The sequence below is a fragment of the Proteus sp. CA142267 genome, assembly GCF_003336825.1.
Lineage (GTDB): Bacteria > Pseudomonadota > Gammaproteobacteria > Enterobacterales > Enterobacteriaceae > Proteus > Proteus terrae.
Window position 1 is genome coordinate 81001 of sequence record NZ_QPMG01000001.1, and the last position, 21260, is coordinate 102260.

22 protein-coding genes are annotated in these 21260 nt (G+C 33.9%); 8 read left to right on the forward strand and 14 right to left on the reverse strand.

Annotated elements, in window-relative coordinates; translation table 11 throughout:
- Positions 1-39 precede the first annotated feature (39 nt).
- Complete coding sequence (locus tag C0T34_RS00395; protein ID WP_098942851.1) at positions 40-885, reverse strand: helix-turn-helix domain-containing protein; 846 nt, start codon at positions 883-885, stop codon at positions 40-42.
- Positions 886-1106: 221 nt separating this feature from the next.
- Between C0T34_RS00395 and C0T34_RS00400 the strand changes: the two genes are divergently transcribed.
- The gene (locus C0T34_RS00400) at positions 1107-1664 is read left to right on the forward strand and encodes a GNAT family N-acetyltransferase (protein ID WP_098942849.1); all 558 of its coding nucleotides are present in this window, start codon (positions 1107-1109) and stop codon (positions 1662-1664) included.
- Between the two features lie 65 nt (positions 1665-1729).
- Here C0T34_RS00400 and C0T34_RS00405 read toward each other — a convergent pair whose 3' ends face one another.
- The 4 genes from C0T34_RS00405 to C0T34_RS00420 form a co-directional block, all read right to left on the reverse strand.
- Positions 1730-3013: a cystathionine gamma-synthase family protein gene (locus tag C0T34_RS00405; RefSeq protein ID WP_109849496.1), complete on the reverse strand. Its 1284-nt coding sequence runs from the start codon at positions 3011-3013 to the stop codon at positions 1730-1732.
- Between the two features lie 282 nt (positions 3014-3295).
- Positions 3296-4096: a MetQ/NlpA family lipoprotein gene (locus C0T34_RS00410; protein ID WP_098942845.1), complete on the reverse strand. Its 801-nt coding sequence runs from the start codon at positions 4094-4096 to the stop codon at positions 3296-3298.
- Positions 4097-4312: 216 nt separating this feature from the next.
- A complete protein-coding gene (locus C0T34_RS00415) occupies positions 4313-4846 on the reverse strand; it encodes a hypothetical protein (protein ID WP_109849497.1) in 534 nt (177 codons plus the stop codon).
- A 208-nt stretch (positions 4847-5054) separates the two neighbouring features.
- On the reverse strand, positions 5055-5432 hold the full coding sequence (locus C0T34_RS00420) for a lysozyme inhibitor LprI family protein (RefSeq protein ID WP_226892293.1): 378 nt from the start codon (positions 5430-5432) through the stop codon (positions 5055-5057).
- Positions 5433-5984: 552 nt separating this feature from the next.
- On the opposite strand from C0T34_RS00420, the gene C0T34_RS00425 reads away from it, so the two are divergent.
- Positions 5985-7073 (forward strand): alpha/beta hydrolase, encoded by a 1089-nt coding sequence (locus C0T34_RS00425; protein ID WP_162556799.1) that lies wholly within the window; start codon positions 5985-5987, stop codon positions 7071-7073.
- A 229-nt stretch (positions 7074-7302) separates the two neighbouring features.
- Here C0T34_RS00425 and C0T34_RS00430 read toward each other — a convergent pair whose 3' ends face one another.
- Both C0T34_RS00430 and ddlA read right to left on the reverse strand, forming a co-directional pair.
- A complete protein-coding gene (locus tag C0T34_RS00430) occupies positions 7303-7689 on the reverse strand; it encodes a VOC family protein (protein ID WP_098942839.1) in 387 nt (128 codons plus the stop codon).
- 25 nt (positions 7690-7714) lie between these two features.
- Entirely contained in the window at positions 7715-8815 is a 1101-nt protein-coding gene (gene ddlA, locus C0T34_RS00435) for a D-alanine--D-alanine ligase (RefSeq protein WP_098942837.1), read from the reverse strand.
- Positions 8816-9545: 730 nt separating this feature from the next.
- On the opposite strand from ddlA, the gene C0T34_RS00440 reads away from it, so the two are divergent.
- On the forward strand, positions 9546-11291 hold the full coding sequence (locus C0T34_RS00440) for an ABC-F family ATP-binding cassette domain-containing protein (RefSeq protein ID WP_109849499.1): 1746 nt from the start codon (positions 9546-9548) through the stop codon (positions 11289-11291).
- Positions 11292-11349: 58 nt separating this feature from the next.
- Here the strand turns inward: C0T34_RS00440 and yqfB are convergent, their stop codons facing one another.
- The 3 genes from yqfB to C0T34_RS00455 form a co-directional block, all read right to left on the reverse strand.
- Positions 11350-11670, reverse strand: coding sequence for a N(4)-acetylcytidine aminohydrolase (gene yqfB / locus C0T34_RS00445; protein WP_098942833.1), 321 nt, complete (start codon positions 11668-11670; stop codon positions 11350-11352).
- Between the two features lie 56 nt (positions 11671-11726).
- Complete coding sequence (gene ada, locus C0T34_RS00450) at positions 11727-12581, reverse strand: bifunctional DNA-binding transcriptional regulator/O6-methylguanine-DNA methyltransferase Ada (protein WP_098942831.1); 855 nt, start codon at positions 12579-12581, stop codon at positions 11727-11729.
- Between the two features lie 77 nt (positions 12582-12658).
- Positions 12659-13267, reverse strand: a complete 609-nt coding sequence (locus C0T34_RS00455) for a DNA-3-methyladenine glycosylase (protein WP_098942829.1) — start codon at positions 13265-13267, stop codon at positions 12659-12661.
- Positions 13268-13588: 321 nt separating this feature from the next.
- Between C0T34_RS00455 and C0T34_RS00460 the strand changes: the two genes are divergently transcribed.
- On the forward strand, positions 13589-14611 hold the full coding sequence (locus C0T34_RS00460; RefSeq protein WP_231039352.1) for an ArsR family transcriptional regulator: 1023 nt from the start codon (positions 13589-13591) through the stop codon (positions 14609-14611).
- A gap of 79 nt (positions 14612-14690) precedes the next feature.
- Here C0T34_RS00460 and leuE read toward each other — a convergent pair whose 3' ends face one another.
- On the reverse strand, positions 14691-15338 hold the full coding sequence (gene leuE, locus C0T34_RS00465; RefSeq protein ID WP_109393784.1) for a leucine efflux protein LeuE: 648 nt from the start codon (positions 15336-15338) through the stop codon (positions 14691-14693).
- 504 nt (positions 15339-15842) lie between these two features.
- Here leuE and C0T34_RS18270 point away from each other — a divergent pair.
- Positions 15843-16310: an FAD-binding oxidoreductase gene (locus C0T34_RS18270; protein ID WP_098942825.1), complete on the forward strand. Its 468-nt coding sequence runs from the start codon at positions 15843-15845 to the stop codon at positions 16308-16310.
- A gap of 9 nt (positions 16311-16319) precedes the next feature.
- On the forward strand, positions 16320-17087 hold the full coding sequence (locus C0T34_RS00475) for a GNAT family N-acetyltransferase (RefSeq protein WP_109849500.1): 768 nt from the start codon (positions 16320-16322) through the stop codon (positions 17085-17087).
- 52 nt (positions 17088-17139) lie between these two features.
- Here C0T34_RS00475 and C0T34_RS00480 read toward each other — a convergent pair whose 3' ends face one another.
- Positions 17140-17739, reverse strand: coding sequence for a sugar O-acetyltransferase (locus tag C0T34_RS00480; RefSeq protein ID WP_098942821.1), 600 nt, complete (start codon positions 17737-17739; stop codon positions 17140-17142).
- Between the two features lie 81 nt (positions 17740-17820).
- Positions 17821-18579, reverse strand: coding sequence for a DJ-1/PfpI family protein (locus C0T34_RS00485; RefSeq protein ID WP_109420030.1), 759 nt, complete (start codon positions 18577-18579; stop codon positions 17821-17823).
- An 85-nt stretch (positions 18580-18664) separates the two neighbouring features.
- Between C0T34_RS00485 and C0T34_RS00490 the strand changes: the two genes are divergently transcribed.
- A complete protein-coding gene (locus tag C0T34_RS00490; RefSeq protein ID WP_109849501.1) occupies positions 18665-19282 on the forward strand; it encodes a TetR/AcrR family transcriptional regulator in 618 nt (205 codons plus the stop codon).
- A gap of 29 nt (positions 19283-19311) precedes the next feature.
- Here C0T34_RS00490 and C0T34_RS00495 read toward each other — a convergent pair whose 3' ends face one another.
- Positions 19312-20037 (reverse strand): sulfite exporter TauE/SafE family protein, encoded by a 726-nt coding sequence (locus C0T34_RS00495; RefSeq protein ID WP_306423612.1) that lies wholly within the window; start codon positions 20035-20037, stop codon positions 19312-19314.
- A 147-nt stretch (positions 20038-20184) separates the two neighbouring features.
- Here C0T34_RS00495 and C0T34_RS00500 point away from each other — a divergent pair, with 147 nt between their 5' ends.
- Positions 20185-21063 (forward strand): LysR substrate-binding domain-containing protein, encoded by an 879-nt coding sequence (locus C0T34_RS00500; RefSeq protein ID WP_204100971.1) that lies wholly within the window; start codon positions 20185-20187, stop codon positions 21061-21063.
- The last annotated feature ends 197 nt before the right edge of the window (positions 21064-21260 follow it).

A 21260-nucleotide genomic window follows, 5' to 3' on the forward strand; every position in this document is an offset into this window, starting at 1 on the left:
TTAGTTAAAAATTAAACGATAAGCACAATATTATCTGTCTTATTGTCGTTGATGTTGTTTACGGTAACCAGATAGAGAATTACCTGTTTCTCTTTTAAAGTATCGGCATAAATAAGAGGGATCATCAAAATGAAGTTTTATTGATAACTCATTTACCGAAAGCGAAGTGTGCATTAATAATGCTTTTATTTCAAGAGTAACTTGACGGTTAATCAAGGTCTTAGGTGCATCATTAAAAAATTGCTTTGTTATTTGTGATAAATAAAAGGGTGTAATATTAAGCTTATTTGCATAAAAAGCCACCTCTCTATGCTCTAAACAGTGTTTTCCAATCAATTCCCAAAATTGCCAACAAAGCTTTTCTTTACGGCTGAATTCTTTTTTAGCAATAGAAAAATGAGCAGGTATTAATTCAGTAATAGCAAAAAAGAGATTTTGTAAGTGATTTTTTAACATCAATTTTCTGTGTTCAGAATAACGGTTATCTATATATTTTAGTTGTTGAGTCCATCTATTTAAGGCTTCATATTGCTCTTTTTGTGGGTGGCAAACAGGATTTTCATGGAGAAAAGCAAATAAAGTATTAGAAAGAGAATAAGCAATTTCTGAGGCAAAAGATTTATCAAGAAAGCAATAAAATAAGCGAAAGTTTGCTGATTTTTGACTCAAAATTGTCATCATATCATCGCCTAATATAAGAATATCATTCGCTTTGATTGCTTGCTTTTGAAAGCCTATATTGATTATAGCCCTGCCTTCTAAACAAATCATAACCACAATATAAGATAGTGGTAGAGGGTAACCGATTTCATTCGTCATATCACTTTCACCTATTATGACATGTTGTGATGATGCATTAAGTTGTGGCAACACTTGACTCAACATAAATCAATTACCCTCTTTTAATTTTATCTAGCCCATTTGCTGTTTTTATATTTGACGATATTGAACTTAATAACAAGTATTTCCCTTTATTTAGTTGTCAAAAGTACCGATTTTGCCTCTTTTATGACATTCGTTTTTTTATTCTTTTTCTTTAGAATACACACATCTTAAAGACGTAAGATAAATTGCAAAATATTTAAAAATTAAGAGAAGTCATTGAAATGAAAACATTAAAAACAGAAAGACTTGTATTGCGCCCTTGGAAACTTTCTGATGCGTCAAGTTTGTATCAATATGCAAAAGATGAGCGTGTTGGCCCAATTGCAGGTTGGCCAGTACATAAAAGTGTTGAAGAAAGTGCCGAAATTATTCGCGCTATATTTATGCGCGACGAAGTTTATGCCGTTACGTTAATTAATGATGACCAAGCTATCGGCTTGGTCGGATTATCTTTCGCAAATGAGAGTAATTTCCCAATTGGAGATAATGATGCTGAAGTCTCTTATTGGATTGGAGTACCATTTTGGGGTAAAGGTTTAATACCTGAAGCTGTAAAAGAAATTAGTCGACATAGTTTTGAAACATTGGAGTTGGATAATTTATGGTGTGGTTACTTCGCTGATAATGAGAGGTCACAAAAAGCACAAGAGAAATGCGGATTTAAATTTCATCATGTTATTGAAGAACAATACGCAGAATTTTTAGATGAAGTGAAAGTTGAAAATATTTGTCGCTTAACTAAAGATGAATGGGTTGAGATCCAAAAACAGACCGATTAAAACAAAAACACCAGACTGTGAAATTCACATTATCTGGTGTTTTTTACATTAACACGGCTATTTAATTAAGCACTTGCTAATGCTTGGGATAAATCAGCAATTAAGTCTTGTGGATTTTCTATACCAATCGATAAACGAATTGTCGTATCTTGAATGCCAATGCTATGTCGTAATGTCATAGGTACACCCGAATGTGTTGTTGAACCCGGATGACAAGCTAGAGATTCTGTTCCCCCCAGACTTACTGCAAGTTTAAAAATTTTCATTGCATTAAGAAAACGGAAAGCTTCACTTTCTCCGCCTACAATATCAAAAGAGAACGTTGATCCTGCACCTGTACATTGTTTGGCAAAAACCTGAGCTTCAACAGAATTTGTATCAGCAAAAGGTAAATAATGAATTGCTTTTACTTTTTCATGTCCACGCAGAAATTCTGCAACTAATAACGCATTCTGATTGGCTTTTTCCATTCTAATTTGTAACGTTTCTAAAGAACGGCCTAGCATCCAGCAAGAATGTGGATCAAGTTGTGTTCCTATTGCGCCTCTTAGTAATCTGATTTGATTAATCAGTTCACGAGAGCCCATAGCTGCACCGGCAACTAAATCTGAATGCCCGCCAACATATTTAGTTAAAGAGTAAACTGAAATATCAGCGCCTTGTTCTATTGGGTGTTGATATACAGGGCCAAGTAATGTGTTATCACAAACAATAATAGGACGATAGCCTTGTGTTTTTTCTAATTGAACAGCAACATTTTTTAATGCTGCAATATCTACTAAGGAATTAGTTGGGTTTGCAGGAGTTTCTGCAAAAATAACGGAGACACGCCCTTTTTGATTGGCTTTATCTGCTTGTTCTTGAATAAGTGAACGGTTAAGTCCATCAGTAAATGGCGTTGCTTGAATACCAAATTTAGCCAGTGTTTTGGCAATTAATGTCTCAGTTCCGCCATAAAGTGGCTGTGAGTGTAAAATAACATCACCGGGCTGCGTTAATGCCATTAATGTTGTAGTGATTGCAGACATTCCTGATGAAAATAATACACAAGATTGTGTATTTTCATAAATAGCCAGTCTGTCTTCAACAATTTCACTATTAGGCTGATTAAAGCGAGAATAAACTAAACCTGCTTTTTCGCCTTCAGGTAAAGGTTTTCTACCACTTACGGTATCAAAAAAAGCTTTACCCTCTTCAGCACTTTTAAAAATAAAGGTAGATGTTAAAAAGACAGGTGGTTTAACTGAGCCTTCAGAGAGTAATGGATCATAGCCATAGCTCATCATTAGCGTTTCTGGTGATAATTTATGTTCACCGATATATTGTTTTTTCAGTTGAGAGTCAGTCATTTTTTTATTTCTTATGTTTAATGAAGGATCTTTATCATACTGAAAAAAATTCATGTTGTTAGAATGTTTTATATAGAATAAAAACCAGTAGTTATATAAAAATAACGAGCTCTAACAATAAAGATAACTTGAAATAAAAGGTTCTATCCATTCAGTGGTGTTTAATTAAGGCGATTCAACTAAATAAAAGTTGATTATTCTAGTTAAAAAGAAAGGAAAAAGTAGGACAAACTTAAAGATAAAAAGAATGAACACCTCTTTTTACCTTTAAGTTAAAAGATGTTACCAAGCTCTTACCGCATCACCTTTATACATTTCTTTGAATTTTAACTCGATTTGTCTTGAATGCAGAACTGAAACCAGTTTTTTTATGTTTTCATCATTTTTGTTATCTTCACGCGTAACAATAACATTAGCATAAGGTGAATTTTTATTTTCTAAGATCAATCCATCACGAGTCGCAATTAGTCCAACTTGGGATGAGAAATTATTGTTGATTATAGCCATTGTGACATTTGGATCATTTAATGCTTCGGTAAGTTTAGGTGTTTCAACTTCAATAAAAGTAATTTCTTTTGGGTTATAGATAATATCGTCTACTGTTGGTGTGAAACCAACATTATCATTAAGAGTAATGAGATGATTTTCTGCTAGTAATAAAAGTGCACGCCCTTTCATGCTAACTTCATTTGAAATTGCAACAACATCACCGGGCTTTAATTCATTTATATCGCTAATTTTTTTAGAGTATGCGGCTAAAGGAAAGATATACGTTTTACTGGCAATATGAAATTGGTAGCCATGCTCTTTCATTTGAGATTGAAGATAAGGAATGGATTGAAACGCATTTGCATCAACTTCTTTATCGTTCAATGCCTTATTAGGTTGAACATAATCATTGAATGCAACAATCTCAACATCTAACCCTTCAGTTAATTTCGCTAAACGAATAACTTCATCCCAAATCACTTGATCAGGCCCTGTATTAATTGCCACTTTTACTCTATGCGTATCTTCTTGTGAGCAAGATACAGTAAATAGTGATATTGAGGCTAGAAGTAAACCTGTAATAATTTCCTTCATATCTCCCTCTTAAACAGATCTTGATAAAACAGCGCCATAAAAATCATTTTGATTAAGAAATATCCTAACAATAGATTAATAACAAGGAACAAGAAATGATACAAGTACCCAATGCATATAAAGAAAAGATTATTGTTTATATTTTTACAATGCATTGTTTTATAAAACAAAAACAAACTCATCATAATATGATGTGTTTGTTATTTAATTGTAGATTTATTCATTAATAATTTTGTTTATACAATTATCAGAATATGCATCTTCTACGCTAAGATAGGATAATTCAGTTACACAATAGCTATTAAATTGCCATTTAAACTGAATTTCATCACCTTTCTTATTTTCTAAAATAGAATAACTAGAGAAACGGATTTGAGTGATTTTTTGTAAGTTGTTTCCTACTTTTTCCGCACTTAACAAAACAACGTGGTCTTTTTTCTCAATGAATTTGAAATCAGAGATAGTGATATCTGTACCTTTAATCTTATTGTTGTAAAGGCTCAAAGCATTAGCGTATATGGACGGAACAATATAAACCTTTTGATCACTTCCTTTGATATAAACAGTTACCATATCAACAGATGTTGAATCATTTAATGGTCGTCTAGACTTAACAACAACATCAGGAACACCGTCACCATTAAAATCGATAAGATTTACTCCATATTTGAGTTTAATATCTGCTGATGTTGAAGCCAATGGTAGCGATAAAAAAAGTAATCCTAGCCCAAGTTTTAATATCTTATTCATTGTATTCACTTCTTTTTTTTTGCTTATTACTTGTGCATCAGACTACTTTGTAGCAGTGATTAGTCAAGGCATTTTATGTTTCAAAATAATACAAAAATTACAATTATATCACTTATAAATTATTTTTATGCTAATCACTATACTTATTTGACTATTATAAAAAGAATATATCTTTAATATTCATATTTTTTAGATTTAATGTTTCGCTTTAATATAGAGCAATGTAATTTTTAAGATCGCTAATTCTTTCTTTTGTTTTATCTTTTAAACAACTGCTATATACCATTGGGGCTAAACTACCACCTTGATAATAGTCAGCTTCATATTGACAAGAGAGGTCTCTAAAGTTAATCCAAACTAACTGGGCTTGTTTAAGTTGATCCTTTCGATCACCTTCTAATTTGGCATAATATTGTTGATAAATATGGTTAAGTTCTTCATCTTTTTGCTGAAAATCTTGATATACACATTGGTTAATTTCAGTCTGAGTCGCAGCATTCCGACAATCGAAATTATCTGCTTGTAAATGTATAGACCAAAATAGTATACCGCCAGATATTGCACCGAATAGGATAAGTTTTTTCATCACACCGTCCATTTTTTGATTAAAAATATCGCTAAAGATATTTACTTCATTCCTTTACTACTTAATTTAAAAGATAAAAACAAAGTAAGTTCTTTATCAGTTTAGCAAAATTTCTTATATGACAATTACGTGAAGACAACTCAAAATAGCTCTATTTCAGATAGTCCAATTTGGATTGAAATGTTTAACCTTTAGTAATTATACTTGTACTTTGTTTAGAGAAAATATTTATTTAATACAAATTTAAAAAAGTGATAACTCAATATCTTTTTTCTTTAACAATAAATATCATTTACAAAAAAATTAAGTAAAATAGTGGTCGTATTCTATTATTTGTTTTTTTTCGTACTGAGGCATTTTTATTAAAAATGTCTAATTAATTTCACTTTAATAAGAAACTCCTCTTACCAGTTTCTATTTAAGCAAATTTTAATAAAATCACTTCAATTAATTAGACTAATGAGTCTAATTAATACATATTATATAAATATGGTCATAAATGATTTATTTATAATACTTACAGGGCTATACCCATCATGGATTTTTCAAGCTATGAAAAAATGTTTCAAATCAATTTGGTTTTATTCGGGGCTTATCACACTTATTTTTGTAATTATCATTAGTGGTGGTCAGTATTCTGATTTTGAATTGGATGATCATGCATCAGTGATAACACCGATTAGTTTTGTTTCTAAAACAGATACTTTATCTGGAACATTAATTTTACCGGATCAGAACAACATAAAAGCTGTTGCTATTTTTATTCATGGCGATGGCGCTCAAGATCGCTTTTCTAATAGTGGATATTTACCATTAGTTAATAGTTTGTTGGATGCAGGCATTGGTGTGTATACATGGGATAAAGCTGGTGTGGGCGAAAGCCAAGGAAATTGGTTGCTTCAATCTATGCAAGATAGAGCAGATGAAGCACAAATAGCCTTACAGCTTATTCAAAAGAAATTTATCCATACTGATATTAAAGTAGGTTATTTAGGGTTTTCGCAGGCTGGATGGGTTATCCCTATTGCAGCGACACAATCTAAACCTGATTTTTCCGTTATTATTGGTGGTGCTGTAAACTGGCGAGCTCAAGGTGCTTACTATCACCAAGTGCGTTTAAAAGCCGACGATGTTGATGATAAGGAAATTACTCGAAGAGTCTCAGAGCAACTGCAACAAAATGATCGTGTATTTGGCATTAATGGCAGCCATGATATTTCAGCTCAGGGAGATATGTCTGATGATCGCTTCTATTTTGTCATCCAAAACTATTTAAGTGATTCATCTAAAGATTTACCTCATATGAATGGACGAGTACTGGCTCTGTTTGGTGAGTTAGATCTTAATGTCGATGCATCAAAAAATGCATGTTTATATAAAACCCTATTAGGAAAACATGTAGATAAAACCGTTGCCCTATTCCCTAATGCCTCACATAGCTTATTAAAAGCACCGTTCTTTAATTATCAATTAGAGAATCAATGGCCTTGGTGGAAACAGATGCTTTTTATTTATCAGGGACGAGATAGCTATTTTTCTGGTGCTCTAAATTACTTAACAGCGTGGATCACTGAGGATGTAGCAATACCTTCTGATTATGTTGATTTTAAATGTGAAACTGACAATACAAGTTTAAGATAAAAAATGGTATTTTCTCGCCAAAGTAATTAATTGTTGTCGCTGTTTTAATGTTAATACCCATCCCATTGGATTATGCAGTGTAGGAATACAATAAAGTGCACGTATCGCCCTCTTTTTACATAGCTCTTTATTGGCGTTATTTCTTGTGTTGCTGGTTCAAGAAAATATGCCTAATTAAAATCAAATATTTAAAACTAAAAACACGCTAAATAACCATATTTAGCGTGTTTTACTCTTCAATTAAATTGGCAACTTCGAGCAAGTTATTATCAGGATCACGAAAATAAACCGACATAATTGCGCCAGTTGCACCCGTTCTAGGAACGGGCCCTTCTTCTATTTTTACACCCTGTTGATTTAAATGCTCAATAATCTCTGATAATGGTGTTTGTGTTAGAAAACATAAATCAGCCGAACCTGCGGTTGGTTTTGCCGCTTTGGGAAGAAACTCTTTTCCCATTTGATGAAGATTTATTTTTTGAGAACCAAAAGTGAGAGCTTTGCGCCCTTCTTTAAACGTAATAATGCTAAAGCCTAATACACGGTGATAAAAATCACAGGTTATCTGAATATCAGCAACAGTTAATACCAGATGGTCAAGGTGTGTAATTTTCATCAGGCTCTCACTTTTTATATATTAATTAAAGCTCACACTTTGTTTTTAAAACTGCCGTCTTTCTATGGTGATCTAGTGCTAACTCAATTAATTTAGTAATTAATGATTGATAACCTAAACCTGCACTTTGCCATAATTTTGGATACATACTGATATTGGTAAAACCAGGTAGTGTGTTTATTTCATTAATCACAACACGATTATCTTGTGTTAAGAACACATCAACACGAGCCATACCTAAGCAATTAAGAACACGGTATGCTTTTAAAGCAACTTGGCGAATATGCAAACTCGTATTTTCATCCATTACTGCTGGAACAACGACTTTAGCACCATCTTCATCAATATATTTTGTGTTATAAGCATAGAAAGAATCGTTTAACACGATTTCACCACAAGGGCTAACTTCTGGAGCTTCATTACCTAAAACAGCACACTCTATTTCACGGCCCACAATCGCACTTTCAACAATCACTTTAAGATCGTACTCAAAGGCCATTTCTAATGCCGCGTTAAACTCTTCTTCATTATTAACTTTGCTAATTCCTACAGAAGAACCTAAGTTCGCTGGTTTAATAAATAAAGGAAGTCCTAATTGACGAACCATTTCGTTGTAAGGAATGTCATTAACTTGATGCGCCATAATGGTAATAAATGGAGCAATAGCTAATCCTGCACCATCAAGCAGACGTTTAGTAATATCTTTATCCATACAAGCTGCTGAACTCATGATATTTGGTCCTACATAAGGCATATCAATCATATGTAACAAGCCTTGAAGTGTACCATCTTCACCGTACGCACCATGAACAATTGGGAATACAACATCGATTTGAGGTAACGCTTGACCATCTTCAAGTGAAATAAATTGGCCTTTTACACTACCAGGAATAATAGCAACTGCTCTTAAAGGATTGCTTAATGAAATGGTTTTAGGATTATCGCTATTTAGTAAATAGTCAGTTTCTGAATATTCATGCCACTGACCTTGTTCATTAATACCGATTAAGCAAAGGTCGAATTTCGTTCGATCTAATTCATTAATAATGTTTTTTGCTGACTGTAATGAAACTTGATGTTCTGTGGATTTACCACCAAAAATAATAGCGACTCTTAATTTACTCATTTTCTAACCTTTTATAGGACAGCTATAGCGAATAGGTAGCAATATATCATGATAAAAACCCCCAATGTAGGTAGATAGTTCTTATCTGGGAAAAATTACGATAAAATGATGAAATTCTATGATTTAGAGTGTTAAAACGTCACTATTTCAATATATAACGGCTCAATAACGATAACAATTCTATTGTCATAAGGTAGAAAAAGATCTTAGCCTTAAGCCTGAAAGGAAGTATTACTGGTGGTGTTGCTTTCTATTTAATCGGTTGGCAAAGCACTAATATTGTTGGTATTGCTGTTGCAACGGGAGTGTTGTTGACAGCAATTAAACTGCGGAAGTATTTACCTGTTTCGGCACAATAGAGCAATCTTATAGATTTATGACCAATAAATGTGTTCTTTATTTATTCATAATTATCTTAAGCCCGCTTAAATTGCGGGCTTTCACACAAAATGACACCTTTTGTTTTTCTTACAGGATTGCATATCGGAATTATATCTTGATAGAATTTTATTACCGATTAACTTTTAAACTTAGAGAAGGAGGCTAATTATGTTTTTGTGTGATCTTATTGAATACTCACACTTCTTTGGTAATCGCCACAGCTCAGGCTCTCACAGTATTTTACTGCGTTAACCTGCCTGAGCGACGTTAACTATTACCTCTCCTCAGCTTACAGGGTTATCGCTTGATATTACCCAAGGCATTATTATGCCTAAAAAATGAGTAAGCTATGAGCACATTATTATCTACACAAAATCTCTCTTTCCATAATAATCACGGTTTATTATTAAACGATATTTCTTTAGCACTGATTAAAGGCGAGAAGATTGGTTTAATTGGTTATAACGGTTGTGGAAAAAGTACTTTATTAAAATTACTTTCACATCAATTATCACCAAGTTCAGGTGCTATTTCCGTCGCTAATCAAACGGTTATGGCATATATAGAACAGCACTTACCCGCTAAATTACAGTCAATGACTTTAATGGATGCTGTACTTCATAAATTACCAGAAGAATACAGATTATCTGAAGGTTGGCGAGCTGAGTTATTGCTGAATGAAATGGGATTTAAACTTCACGAAAAAGATCTACTCGTTTCGCAATTAAGTGGTGGTCAACATACTCGTTTATTATTAGCGAGAGCGTTAATTATTGAGCCTGATTTATTATTACTTGATGAACCAAGTAACCACCTCGATTTACCCACTATTTTATGGTTGGAAACATTTTTAAAGCAGTGGCGTGGTAGCTTCATTTTGGTTTCACATGATAATACGTTATTAGACAACGTGACGAATTGTACATGGATCATTCGTGATAAATCGCTATCTATCTTTCGATTACCCTGCTCTCAAGCTCGAATTGCACAAGAAGAGCAAGATATTAGTGCGCAACACCGTCATGATGCGCAACAAAAAGAGATAGATAGAATAGCCCAAAGTGCGAAGCAACTCGCAATATGGGGGCACGTTTATGATAACGAGAATTTATCTCGTAAAGCCAAACAGATGGAAAAACATATTGTTCGTTTAAAAGATGAACAAACTGAAGTGACGGTTGGAAATCAATGGGTACTACAGTTTTCTGGAACGGCATTACGAGCTGATAGGCTCTGCGAATTAAATCAACTTGCTGTTATTCCTGCTGAAAATGCCCCTATTTTATATACTGTTGAAAATCAGCGTATAAAAAGTGGTGATCGAGTAGCAATAATTGGTGCCAATGGAACAGGCAAATCATCATTATTAAAGATGATTTGGTCATTAAGTTTAGCTGAAATAAGTGAACAAAATGCAATAAAGCTACACCCCCGAGTTGAACTGGGTTATTACGATCAAAAAATTGCGCAATTAATTGATAATGATACCCTTTCTGATGCATTAAAACCGTTTGCACCATTAACGGATGAACAGAGAAAAATGGCACTTATTAGTGCTGGCTTTGTTTATACGCGTCATGGGCAGAAAGTGAGTACTTTAAGCGGTGGTGAACGAGCACGTTTATTATTCGTTGGTTTGAGTTTAGCAAACTATTCTTTATTAATGTTGGATGAACCTACAAACCATATTGATATGGAAGGTAAAAAGGCATTAGCTGAGCAAATTAGTCAATTTCCTGGTGGTGTTCTATTAGTTAGCCATGATAGGGAGTTGATTGAAAACAGCTGTAATCGTTTTTGGTATATTCACAACGGTGTTTTAACAGAACATCATGATATAGAAGCCATTTATCAGCTTATTTCAGAAAAAGAAATGCCTGAAACTTTGCTAATGAATAAATTTAATAATTTGCAGGATATCCCATCAGCTCCATTGATTTCACATGATGATGATGAAAAACTCTTTAAGTTAATTGAGCTAGAAGAGAAATTAGAGGCTGATTTAGCGCGTAAAACTAATCATCAAAAACCTGCTTTGCAGGTGCAATGGAAATTAGAAATTAACCAGCTAAAGCAATTACTTAAGTTAATTTAAGATAGGTGAGATTTTGTTTAAGTAAAAGGATCACAATGTGATCCTTTTTTATTTGTTCTTATTTTACCAACTGATATTCAATCAGATATAAAGATTGCGTTGCCGGGTAAATATCTTTGATAAGTGCTTTCAGAACTGGAAGTGTCATACCTTCCTGCTGTGCATGATACTCATTGATATCATCATAATGTAAAGGCGACACCGCTATGATTTTCAATTTTCCATAATGAGTACGATGTTCATTAGCAAATAATTCAACAATGCTTCCTGGCTTGTAATCACTTTCACTTTCATCTCGGATAGTAATCACTTTTTTTTCTTCAAGAATGGAAGGAATTAAACGTTCAAAAAAAGTAATTTCTGTTGGTACTACCGACATAATATTGACTCATAAATTTATTAATAACTTGCTGATTATCTTATCATGCAATAAAACTACTTTTTATTTTTTTTGTCCGTTGGTGAGTTATTTAATGCCTCCGTCTGAAGCAACTTAGCCTTACGCTCAATCCCCCAACGGTAGCCAGATAATTCACCATTTTGTCGAATAACACGATGGCATGGAATAGCAACTGCAAGTTTATTAGCTGCACAGGCATTAGCGACTGCGCGATATGCCTTAGGTGCTCCAATTTTTTCTGCTATTTCTTGGTAAGTCATTGTGCTACCAAAAGGAATATCTAATAATGCCCGCCAAACTTTTTGTTGAAATACAGTACCTTGGATATCAAGAGGTAAAGATAAGGGTTGTTTGGGTAATTCAATAAAACCGATGACTTGTGCTATGACTTGCTCAAATTCTTCATTTGCGCCAATTAATTCAGCCAGAGGGAATTGTTTTTGTAAGTCTTCTAATAACAGCTCGGCATCATCCCCTAACATAATGGCGCAAATTCCTTTTTCACTTTGCGCCACGAGAATACTGCCCAAAGAGCACTGAGCAATAGCAAAAAAGATAGCAATATTCTTAGCACCTGTACGCCAATTTGTTGGCGTCATTCCTAATATTGCTGTTGCATTCTCATAGAAACGGCTATTGGCATTGAAGCCTGATTGATAAATCGCATCTGTAATACTGCCATCTTGAGCTAATGCTTTTTTTATTAATTTTTGGCGATAAGCATTAGCATAATCTTTTGGCGTGATCCCCATCGTTGATTTAAATAAGCGATGAAAATAATACGGACTTGCCATAACATGCTCTGCAATGCAGGTAAGCGACACATCACCGTTATTTTTTTCAATAAAACGGCAAGCTTGCTCAATAAGTTGATTATGTTTATTTTCCATTATGGTAGTCCTTTGAATGCGGAATTATGGCTATTATTGAAAAACATAATGAACAAAGAACTCCGTTTATTGCTTAATTACTCTGTCTCTTTCGATAATGCCCATAGATAAAGCGACGCGGTAGAACCATAAGGTGAATAACGTTTTCGGTAACGTTCGAAGCGTGTTTTATCTAATGTTTTATGACGATAAAGGCGCATGATCCCGCGTTGAATAGCCAAATCTCCCCAACTTAAAATATCTGGGCGATTAAGTGAGGAAATTAATAACATTTCGGCAGTCCAAACCCCAATACCTTTTAATTGAATTAAAGTATCAATAACCTCTTTATCTGTCATATTAGGGATTTTATTTAAATTTAATTTTCCTGAAATGACGGCTTCAGCAATACCGATAATATAACCTGCTTTACGCATTGTCATGCCACACTGTTGTATCTCTTGCTCCGATAGTTTTGCAATGCGTTCTGGCGTGTAAATACCTTCACATAATTCGAGCAACCGCTGATTAACGGTTATGGCCGCAGAAACCGAAATTTGTTGTTCAATAATGTTTTTAACTAATGCTGTAAATAGATCAGGTGTTAATAAACGTTTAATTTTTCCCATTCTTTCAATGAGTTCCGCTAAACGTTTATCACATTTTTTTAATGTGTTTATCTCTGTTTCGCCATACTGAAAGTGCATAAGTTAACTTAAATTAAATAGAATATTTATGTCAGTATAACGTGAAAACAAGTGTACCACGCACTCCATTTCTTGCTTTATTTCTGAACTTTCTGTTTTTTATCATAGGTAACAAAGGTTATGTTTAGCAAAATAGATTAATTGTCTTTTTTAGCAAAAGGTAGTTAATTAAAAATATCATCACATTTAAAAACTATAATTTTATATTTAATATTAAAGATTATAGAAATATAAAAATACCAAATTGAAATTTCCACCTATACTTTATTTGAGTTTTTACTTAGGTCAATTCTTAATTATTCTGTAATTACAGGATTTAATATGAAAAATTATACACTCAATTTACAAAACAAAGCCGATGCACTGGCAGTAATGAAGAAAGCAATGAGCTTTACTATTCCTGCTGCATTAAGAGTTGCAGTAAAATTAAATATCGCGGATTTATTAAAAAACGGTTCTAAAAATGTGGGTGAATTAGCAGAAAAAACAAATTCATCACCATCTGCATTAAATAGAATATTAAGAATGTTAGCCTCTGAGAAAATATTTTATGAATTAGAAAATCAAAGTTACTCACTTACTCCTATGGGCGCTTTTTTATTAAGTGATCATGAATATAGCTTACGTGATGCCATTTTAATGCTGACAAATGAGACACTGTGGGGCCCTGTCGGTGATATCACTGAGTCCGTGCAAGGTAATCCAGCCTTTGAAAATCTTTATGGCATAAGCTTTTATCAATATTGGCAAGATAATGTAAGAAAAGATCATGATTTTCAATCAGGCATGAGCTCACTTTCCAAGATAGAAAATTATTTTATTATAAAACATTATGAATTTCCTGAAAATGTAACCATTACAGATATTGCTGGCGGATTGGGAGGACTGTTATTAAACGTATTAAAAGAAAATCCGACTTTAAAGGGCCAATTATTTGATAGGCCTCATGTGTTGGAAAGAACGTTGTTGACTGAATTAAATAATGATAGTCGATGGAGTTTAATATCAGGAGATTTATTTGGAGAGTACCCCGAATCTGATATTTATTTAATAAAATATATTATTCATGACTGGGATGATGAAAGTGTTATTAAAATTTTTAAAAATTTCCGCAACGCAATGAAACCCAACTCAAAAATACTTATTATTGAACCGGTTATTTTTAAAAAGAATGTACCTGATATGGCGAAATATATGGATCTTCTCTGTATGTGTGCTTTTCCTGAATCAGGTGAACGTACAGAGGCAGAATTTATTGCTTTACTCGATCAAGCGGATTTAAAAATTAATAAAGTGATTAAAACAGAAACCTACAACTCAATATTAGAGATCGTTATTAAATAATCTATTGGGATAGAGATAGTCATTTATTTGTCGCAAAAAAAAGCCACTTTCGAAAGTGGCTTTTTAGTTTAAATAAAGACTATGCAGTTAATGCCAGTTTGGCGCCAAAAAGTAAGAACACTGCACCAATACAACTATTTGATAATGAAGCTAACCGTTTGTTATGTTTTACCTTATTAGTAATAGCAACACCGCCAAAAATAAGAACTGATAAATAAAGCATACTGCATGTTTCTAAAATCGCACCTAATACAAAGAATGGAACACCTGCATTTTCATATTTAGGATCGATAAACTGAATAAAGAAAGAAACATAAAAAATGATCATTTTTGGGTTAAGCATACTTAAAAATAACGCCTTAACATAAAGACCATCTTTTGCTTTTACTGTTACTTCAGCTACTTGCTCTGGTGTTTCTTTTTTCTTTTGAAACGTTGCATATAACGTTTTCAACCCTAAATAGGTTAAGTAAAGAGCACCAGCATATTTAATGACAATAAAGAAGACGGGTGAAGTCTTGACTAATGAAGCAACCCCCAAAAATGCCAAAAAGATTAATAATGCATCACCCGTAAAAACACCAAGAGCGGCTTTATACCCCCCTTTTACGCCATGCTTCGCGCTGGAAGTAAGGACGAAAATCGAGTTTGGACCTGGTACTAAAGTAATAAAAATAACGCCTAAAAGGTATGTCCAAATATTTGAAATACCGATACTTTCTAACATACGACGCCTTTTTTAAAAAAATAACATGCTGAATATGTGAGCTATCATATCCATAATAATTTTTTTGTAAAACAATAATCTTTACACAAACAAAAGATAAGTAAATTGTTCTGCTTTTTAGTGTTAAAAGCAGTTTATAAGTCCTTTTTAATGTTAAATTTTAGATTGAAAAACTGTTTCGATTGCGCGTTATAGTTTGATGCTGAAATTAAAATTTATACAAACTTAATATCTAAAAAATATACTTTTTATGGAACTATAAACTGCATTATGATTTAAATTCAGATGCAATAGCCTATTGTTTATTTTGTGTTATGGTTCATTATTCTTTTTGTGTTCTTGAGCGATATGTTACTTTTAAAATTAAAACTGCCTCACTCATTAATTTTATGAAAAATAAGTGTTTTTATTCGTATTTAATAAGTTGATTAGCACGAAAAGCGAGAGGATAAAAAAGATTATATTTATCAAAACCATTATTCTATAGGTGTTGGTGCTTTAGCGTTGTTATCTGAAAAAGATATTGATTTACCTTTATATTCATCGCCAAGTATTTTACTCAAACTAACGACGGATGCAGAACGCCCTTTTTTACCTTGCATCATCTCCACACCAGAAATGGAGTTACGCCACTTTGCTCAAAATGAGATTATTGCAGCTGAAGATTACATTGATAATAGTGATGAACATCACCCTGAGCGTATTGCATGTCATGCACAAGCGACTTTTTATGATAATTTTACACAAACAGGTAAACTAATAATAAAACAGGTTGCTGTTGGTGAAAGACCTATGCCTAAAGATGAAATGCCAATTATTGGAGAAGTATCTCCTTATCAGGGATTATATCTTGTTACTATGCACGCTATCGTGACATTGTCACCTTTATTATGTGAATTAGTTGCACAAGAGCTTATTTACGAAAAAGCAGAACCTCTATTAACGCCTTATCGCGTATCACGATTCAGCTAGAGAACCATTATGGATGCACAACTGTATAAAGAATTTAAAATAGTAGAAAAAGCCTTTTGGTCAGAAATTTGTGAAAATAATATTCGTATTGGTGATCATACTCACTGCTTTATGACACCAATGGATGCTGCCATTTTTAACTTTATTTATTTGCGCCAAGGTGCAACAGAAAGCTCATTCCAGCAAGCCAGTACCCTTTTTACTTCGCAGAAAAAAAATCATATTTTGGTATTACCTGAGTCATTATTACCTGAATTTGAAGAGATAATAAAAAATGCAGGTTATACCGGTGATGGTATGACAACCGCAATGTATTTAACATTATCTGAAGCAGTATTCCCTTCTTATAAAAATAATCCTTGCGATATTATTTTAACTAATCACAACCTTGAACAGTGGGCTCATCCATTAAAAACGGCGTTCCCTGTGGGAGATGATAGTGATGATACGATTGTTAATGAGTATATTCGTTATCACCAGAAAGCATTAGATAATGGCGCTGCTATCTTCCATTACGCGTTATTAGTTGATGGTCAGCCAGTTTCTTCATTAACGTTAACACTGCACGATAAATTAGCGCGTTTTGATGATATTGGGACAGATATTGCCTATCAAGGTAATGGTTATGCGACACATTTGATTAAGCATGTTTTAGAGTTTTGCCGCGAACAAGGCGTTGAACGTTGCTTCTTAGATGCATCAGCAGATGGTTTAGCGCTATACCGTAAATTTGGCTTTAAATCGCTCTTTAACTATCTCAGCTTTATTAAAGAATAAAAGCAATTGTATGAATAGGCTCATCGTGTTTCTTGAGCCTATTTTTTAAATATTAATAAAGGCTAAGTCTTTTTTCAGCGTCTTGTTTATCCTTATCACTAATTTGCCTTATTACACGACAAGGATTGCCAACGGCAACACAATTAGCGGGAATAGATTTTGTTACTACACTGCCCGCACCAATAACGCAGTTATCCCCAATAGTTACACCAGGTAAAATAATACATCCTGCACCTAACCATACCGAATTGCCGATAGTAATAGGTAATGCATATTCAAGTTCACTACTGCGTATTTCAGGATCAATAGGATGAGTTGCAGTTAAAATGCTGACATTAGGTGCACACATCACATTGTGTCCAATTTTTACAGATGCACAATCTAATATCGTTAAATTAAAATTAGCGTAAAACGCTTCGCCAATTTCAATTAACTGGCCATAGTCACAATGAAATGGTGGCTCAATAGTAAAATTATTTCCTGTTTTTCCTAAAAGCTGTTTTAAATATACCTTTCTCTTTTCAACGTCAGAAGGACGCGTCATATTAAAATCATAAATAATTTCACGCGCTTTTACTCTAAGTGGTTCTAAACTATCATCTTTACTGGCATGATAAAGATGACCTGATACCATTTTTTCGTATTCTGTCATTGTAATACTCCGAAATTGAAATAAAACAGTTTAGGTAAACATCAATATTTATTTCCTTATTCTAACGTTAATTAACTTAAATTAGCGGTGTTTTTTAAGTCCATTAAGTGCGGCTTGATGAAATTGAGCATTTAAATTAGCGGTTAGGCTTTGTGAAATAGCAGTCATTTCTGGCCCCGCTAAAGTAGGTGAGCCTGTACCAAAAGGAGGATGAGGATCATACTCAATTGCTAATTCAACTAATTGAGCAAAAGAGGTACCTAACAGTTGTTCTAATACTAATAATGAAGCGTCGAATGAGCCAGTTGCTGGCCCCGAGGTATAAATATTGCCATCAATAACAACCTCGCTTCCCTCTACTGCGATGGCACCCATATCCGGTAACATCGGAACGACATTCGAATTACTGGTTGCTCTCTTACCTTTTAATAATCCAGCCGCACCCAAAACTAAAGAGCCATAACATGTACCAATGACATAACGAGTTTTATTACCCATTTTGGCAAAGAATGCCAATGTTTGTTCATCCTCAACAATTTCTGGTGGTACCATTCCAACCACTAATACATCAAGATCGTCTGGGCACTCCTCAAAAGTCATGGTTGGCATTGTCGGCCAACCAATATAGCCTTCAACTAACTCTTTCTTTTTCCAAATAAAATAGATTTCTGCACTTGCAATAGTAAATACTGATTGAGCACCATTAATATCCATAGGCATAAAGCCAGGACAAACAAAGATACCAACTTTAAGAGGTTTGACTTGTTGCTCACGCCCTTCTTCAACAAGCTTAATGATTGAAGGCATATTCTTTCCATACAGCATTTCATTATGACTCATTTGATTTTCCTATTTTGTACTGATTAGTAAAATAATGGCATTTGTTTTATACTGAGTAAATATATTTCTTACTAAATGGTACAAAATGAAAAAGAAAGGTCGCCCTCGCCGTTATGATAGTGATGCTGCACTTGAAAAAATAATGGCATTATTTTGGCGTAAAGGATTTACAGCAACATCTATGGATGACTTAGTCATTGAAACACAAATGAATAAGCCTAGCCTTTATGCTGCATTTGGCAATAAAGCGGCATTATATGAAAAAGCGATTGAGCGCTTTAATCATATTGCTTCCACGCGTTATCGACATGAACTTGAAAAACAATCAGCTCGAGATAAAGTGACAGAAAGAGTAAAGCGCTATCTGATTTCAGCTATCCATTTTTATACGGATAGTGAAGGATTAACAGGCTGTATGGTGCTTTCAACAGCGGTGACTGAAGTTGAAGATCCGGCAATAAGAATGATGTTAAATCAAGTCATTAACGCGCAAACTCAGCAAGTTGAAGATGCCTTACAAGAAGCGTTAGAAGCAGGTGAATTAAAAGAAGGAACGGATGTTCACACCATTGCATTGGGTGTAGTTGCTCTTTTACATTCAATTTCTTTGAGAGCAAGAGCGGGAGCCAGCGTTAATGAATTGATGCCATTTGCTGATATTTCACAAACTTTATTAATACCTTATTTATCAGATAATAACTAAAGTAAAGGCTGTTAATACAGCCATTTTTATTAAGAATAAATGCCATTAAAAAGCAGTGAGCCACCAGCAAAAATCAGCATAGCATCTAACAGCCATTGGAAAAGTTTTGGTGTTAGTTTTAAGACCAGTTTTTTACCAAGATAGTTTCCTACAGTTAAACCACAGCCCACTAATGCACCACTAATTAAGATAAAGCTATTAACCGCACCTAGTTGGCTAAAAGTTAAGGCTTTAGTGAGATAAATAACAAATGAAGCAGCAGCTTCCGTCGCAAGTAATGGTCCTAGTGTCAGACCATATGCAGAAAATATAGGAATAGTTAATGGTCCTGTAGAAAATACAACCCCCGTTAAATAGCCAATAACCGCGCCAGCAATAATAACTTGGTAAGTTTTCATTTTGATTTGATGTTTGCGTAATAAGTGGATCACGGGGATCATCAATATGAAAAACATTCCTATACCAATATTTAGCCATTTCTCTGGCATTATCCATAATGTATTAGCGCCAAGAACCACGGCAGGAATACCCGGTAATAGGTAATAAAATAGTGGTTTAAAGCGAATGCTGTGACGCCATAAATAAATACGCGATAAATTTCCCATCACTGAAGCTAACGCCATAATAGGTACAGCTTCTTTAGCACCAAAAACATAGGTCAACGCTGGGATTAATAAAATAGAAGAGCCCGTACCTACAACGCCACTGATCACACCAGAAAATACTGCCAGCAAAATAACCGCGATAAAACTCATTATCATCCTTTAAGTTCAATAAGTTAAAGATGCTGTATCATACCCACCTTCTTTATTTTTACCTGTGATAAAATGTCACGATATTGTGAGTTTTAATCAGAAAGCCCGTTTTATTTATGATGCGTAAACCATAGTGAGAAAATTATAATGAGAAATCTTCCTCCATTGCCTTCATTACGAGCTTTCTTAGTCGCTTGCCATAGCCAAAGTTATACTGAAGCCGCACAAACATTATGTGTCACTCATGGTGCAATTAGTCGTCATATTCAAGTTATAGAAAAATGGTTTGGCGTTACTTTATTTAATAAACAAGGTTTACGTCGAGTGCCCACCCCCTATGCATTGACGTTGGCGCAAGAATTGAGTGAAGTTTTTGATAAATTAAATGATATTGGTTTTCGGTATGGTAATGGCGGAAAAAACGATATTTTAAATATCAGTGTTCCGACAACACTTTGTTTAAAATGGCTTATTCCGCGAATGGAGGATTTTTATCTTCAATATCCTAATGCAAATATCCAAATTGCTTCTGCAAATAGCGAGCGATTTCATTTGATTAGTCATGATGATCTGATAATTCGTCCTCAATCTCAGCAACAAGAGTATTCATCTATTGTTTTTTTAGAGGATAAACATTGTTTAATTGCTTCTGAAAAACTCTTAAAACGTTACAGCGTCACCGAGCCTGAGGATGTTTTTGGCTGCCCTGTTATCGATACACTTACTCGTCCCGGACATTGGCAACAATGGTTAAACGCGACTCATCTCAATACTCAGCGCTCATTCTCACGCCACTATCGCTTTGATCACTTTCATATTTCTCTGCAAGCAATTATTGAAGGATTAGGTCTCGGCATTGGCCCTATTTCGATTTTATCGAATGAAATAAATAGCGGTAATTTAAAAGTGTTATTTCCAGATATCCAAATTGCACCGATGAGTTACTACGCTTTAACGCCATTAGGTGTACAAAAAACCAAAACACATCTTGATTTTGAACAATGGCTTACCCAACAGAAAAGTTAATTTTACTAATGAAATAAGCGATTGTTTTTCATAAAAACAGCAATTCTAATCTTATTAATTACATTTTTTAAAACTAGTTTCTAGCTATTTAATTAAAAATATCTAATGATAATATTCTTTTTATGAATAGGTGAAAACGCTAATCGTGCTGTTTTAATAATTCGCGATCTTCCTCTACCTCCTCCATTAAATTTATT

Coding starts and splice junctions, on each gene's coding strand:
- ada (WP_098942831.1), bottom strand. CDS start 12,581: ATGGAAAATAAACATAATCAACTTATTGAGCAAGCTTGCCGTTTTATT.
- C0T34_RS00490 (WP_109849501.1), top strand. CDS start 18,665: ATGAAAAAGAAAGGTCGCCCTCGCCGTTATGATAGTGATGCTGCACTT.
- C0T34_RS00485 (WP_109420030.1), bottom strand. CDS start 18,579: ATGAGTCATAATGAAATGCTGTATGGAAAGAATATGCCTTCAATCATT.
- C0T34_RS00480 (WP_098942821.1), bottom strand. CDS start 17,739: ATGACAGAATACGAAAAAATGGTATCAGGTCATCTTTATCATGCCAGT.
- C0T34_RS00410 (WP_098942845.1), bottom strand. CDS start 4,096: ATGAAGGAAATTATTACAGGTTTACTTCTAGCCTCAATATCACTATTT.
- C0T34_RS00415 (WP_109849497.1), bottom strand. CDS start 4,846: ATGAATAAGATATTAAAACTTGGGCTAGGATTACTTTTTTTATCGCTA.
- C0T34_RS00405 (WP_109849496.1), bottom strand. CDS start 3,013: ATGACTGACTCTCAACTGAAAAAACAATATATCGGTGAACATAAATTA.
- C0T34_RS00440 (WP_109849499.1), top strand. CDS start 9,546: ATGAGCACATTATTATCTACACAAAATCTCTCTTTCCATAATAATCAC.
- yqfB (WP_098942833.1), bottom strand. CDS start 11,670: ATGTCGGTAGTACCAACAGAAATTACTTTTTTTGAACGTTTAATTCCT.
- C0T34_RS00425 (WP_162556799.1), top strand. CDS start 5,985: ATGAAAAAATGTTTCAAATCAATTTGGTTTTATTCGGGGCTTATCACA.
- ddlA (WP_098942837.1), bottom strand. CDS start 8,815: ATGAGTAAATTAAGAGTCGCTATTATTTTTGGTGGTAAATCCACAGAA.
- C0T34_RS00395 (WP_098942851.1), bottom strand. CDS start 885: ATGTTGAGTCAAGTGTTGCCACAACTTAATGCATCATCACAACATGTC.
- leuE (WP_109393784.1), bottom strand. CDS start 15,338: ATGTTAGAAAGTATCGGTATTTCAAATATTTGGACATACCTTTTAGGC.
- C0T34_RS00460 (WP_231039352.1), top strand. CDS start 13,589: ATGAAAAATTATACACTCAATTTACAAAACAAAGCCGATGCACTGGCA.
- C0T34_RS00475 (WP_109849500.1), top strand. CDS start 16,320: ATGGATGCACAACTGTATAAAGAATTTAAAATAGTAGAAAAAGCCTTT.
- C0T34_RS00420 (WP_226892293.1), bottom strand. CDS start 5,432: ATGAAAAAACTTATCCTATTCGGTGCAATATCTGGCGGTATACTATTT.
- C0T34_RS00495 (WP_306423612.1), bottom strand. CDS start 20,037: ATGAGTTTTATCGCGGTTATTTTGCTGGCAGTATTTTCTGGTGTGATC.
- C0T34_RS00455 (WP_098942829.1), bottom strand. CDS start 13,267: ATGCACTTTCAGTATGGCGAAACAGAGATAAACACATTAAAAAAATGT.
- C0T34_RS00430 (WP_098942839.1), bottom strand. CDS start 7,689: ATGAAAATTACACACCTTGACCATCTGGTATTAACTGTTGCTGATATT.
- C0T34_RS00500 (WP_204100971.1), top strand. CDS start 20,185: ATGAGAAATCTTCCTCCATTGCCTTCATTACGAGCTTTCTTAGTCGCT.
- C0T34_RS00400 (WP_098942849.1), top strand. CDS start 1,107: ATGAAAACATTAAAAACAGAAAGACTTGTATTGCGCCCTTGGAAACTT.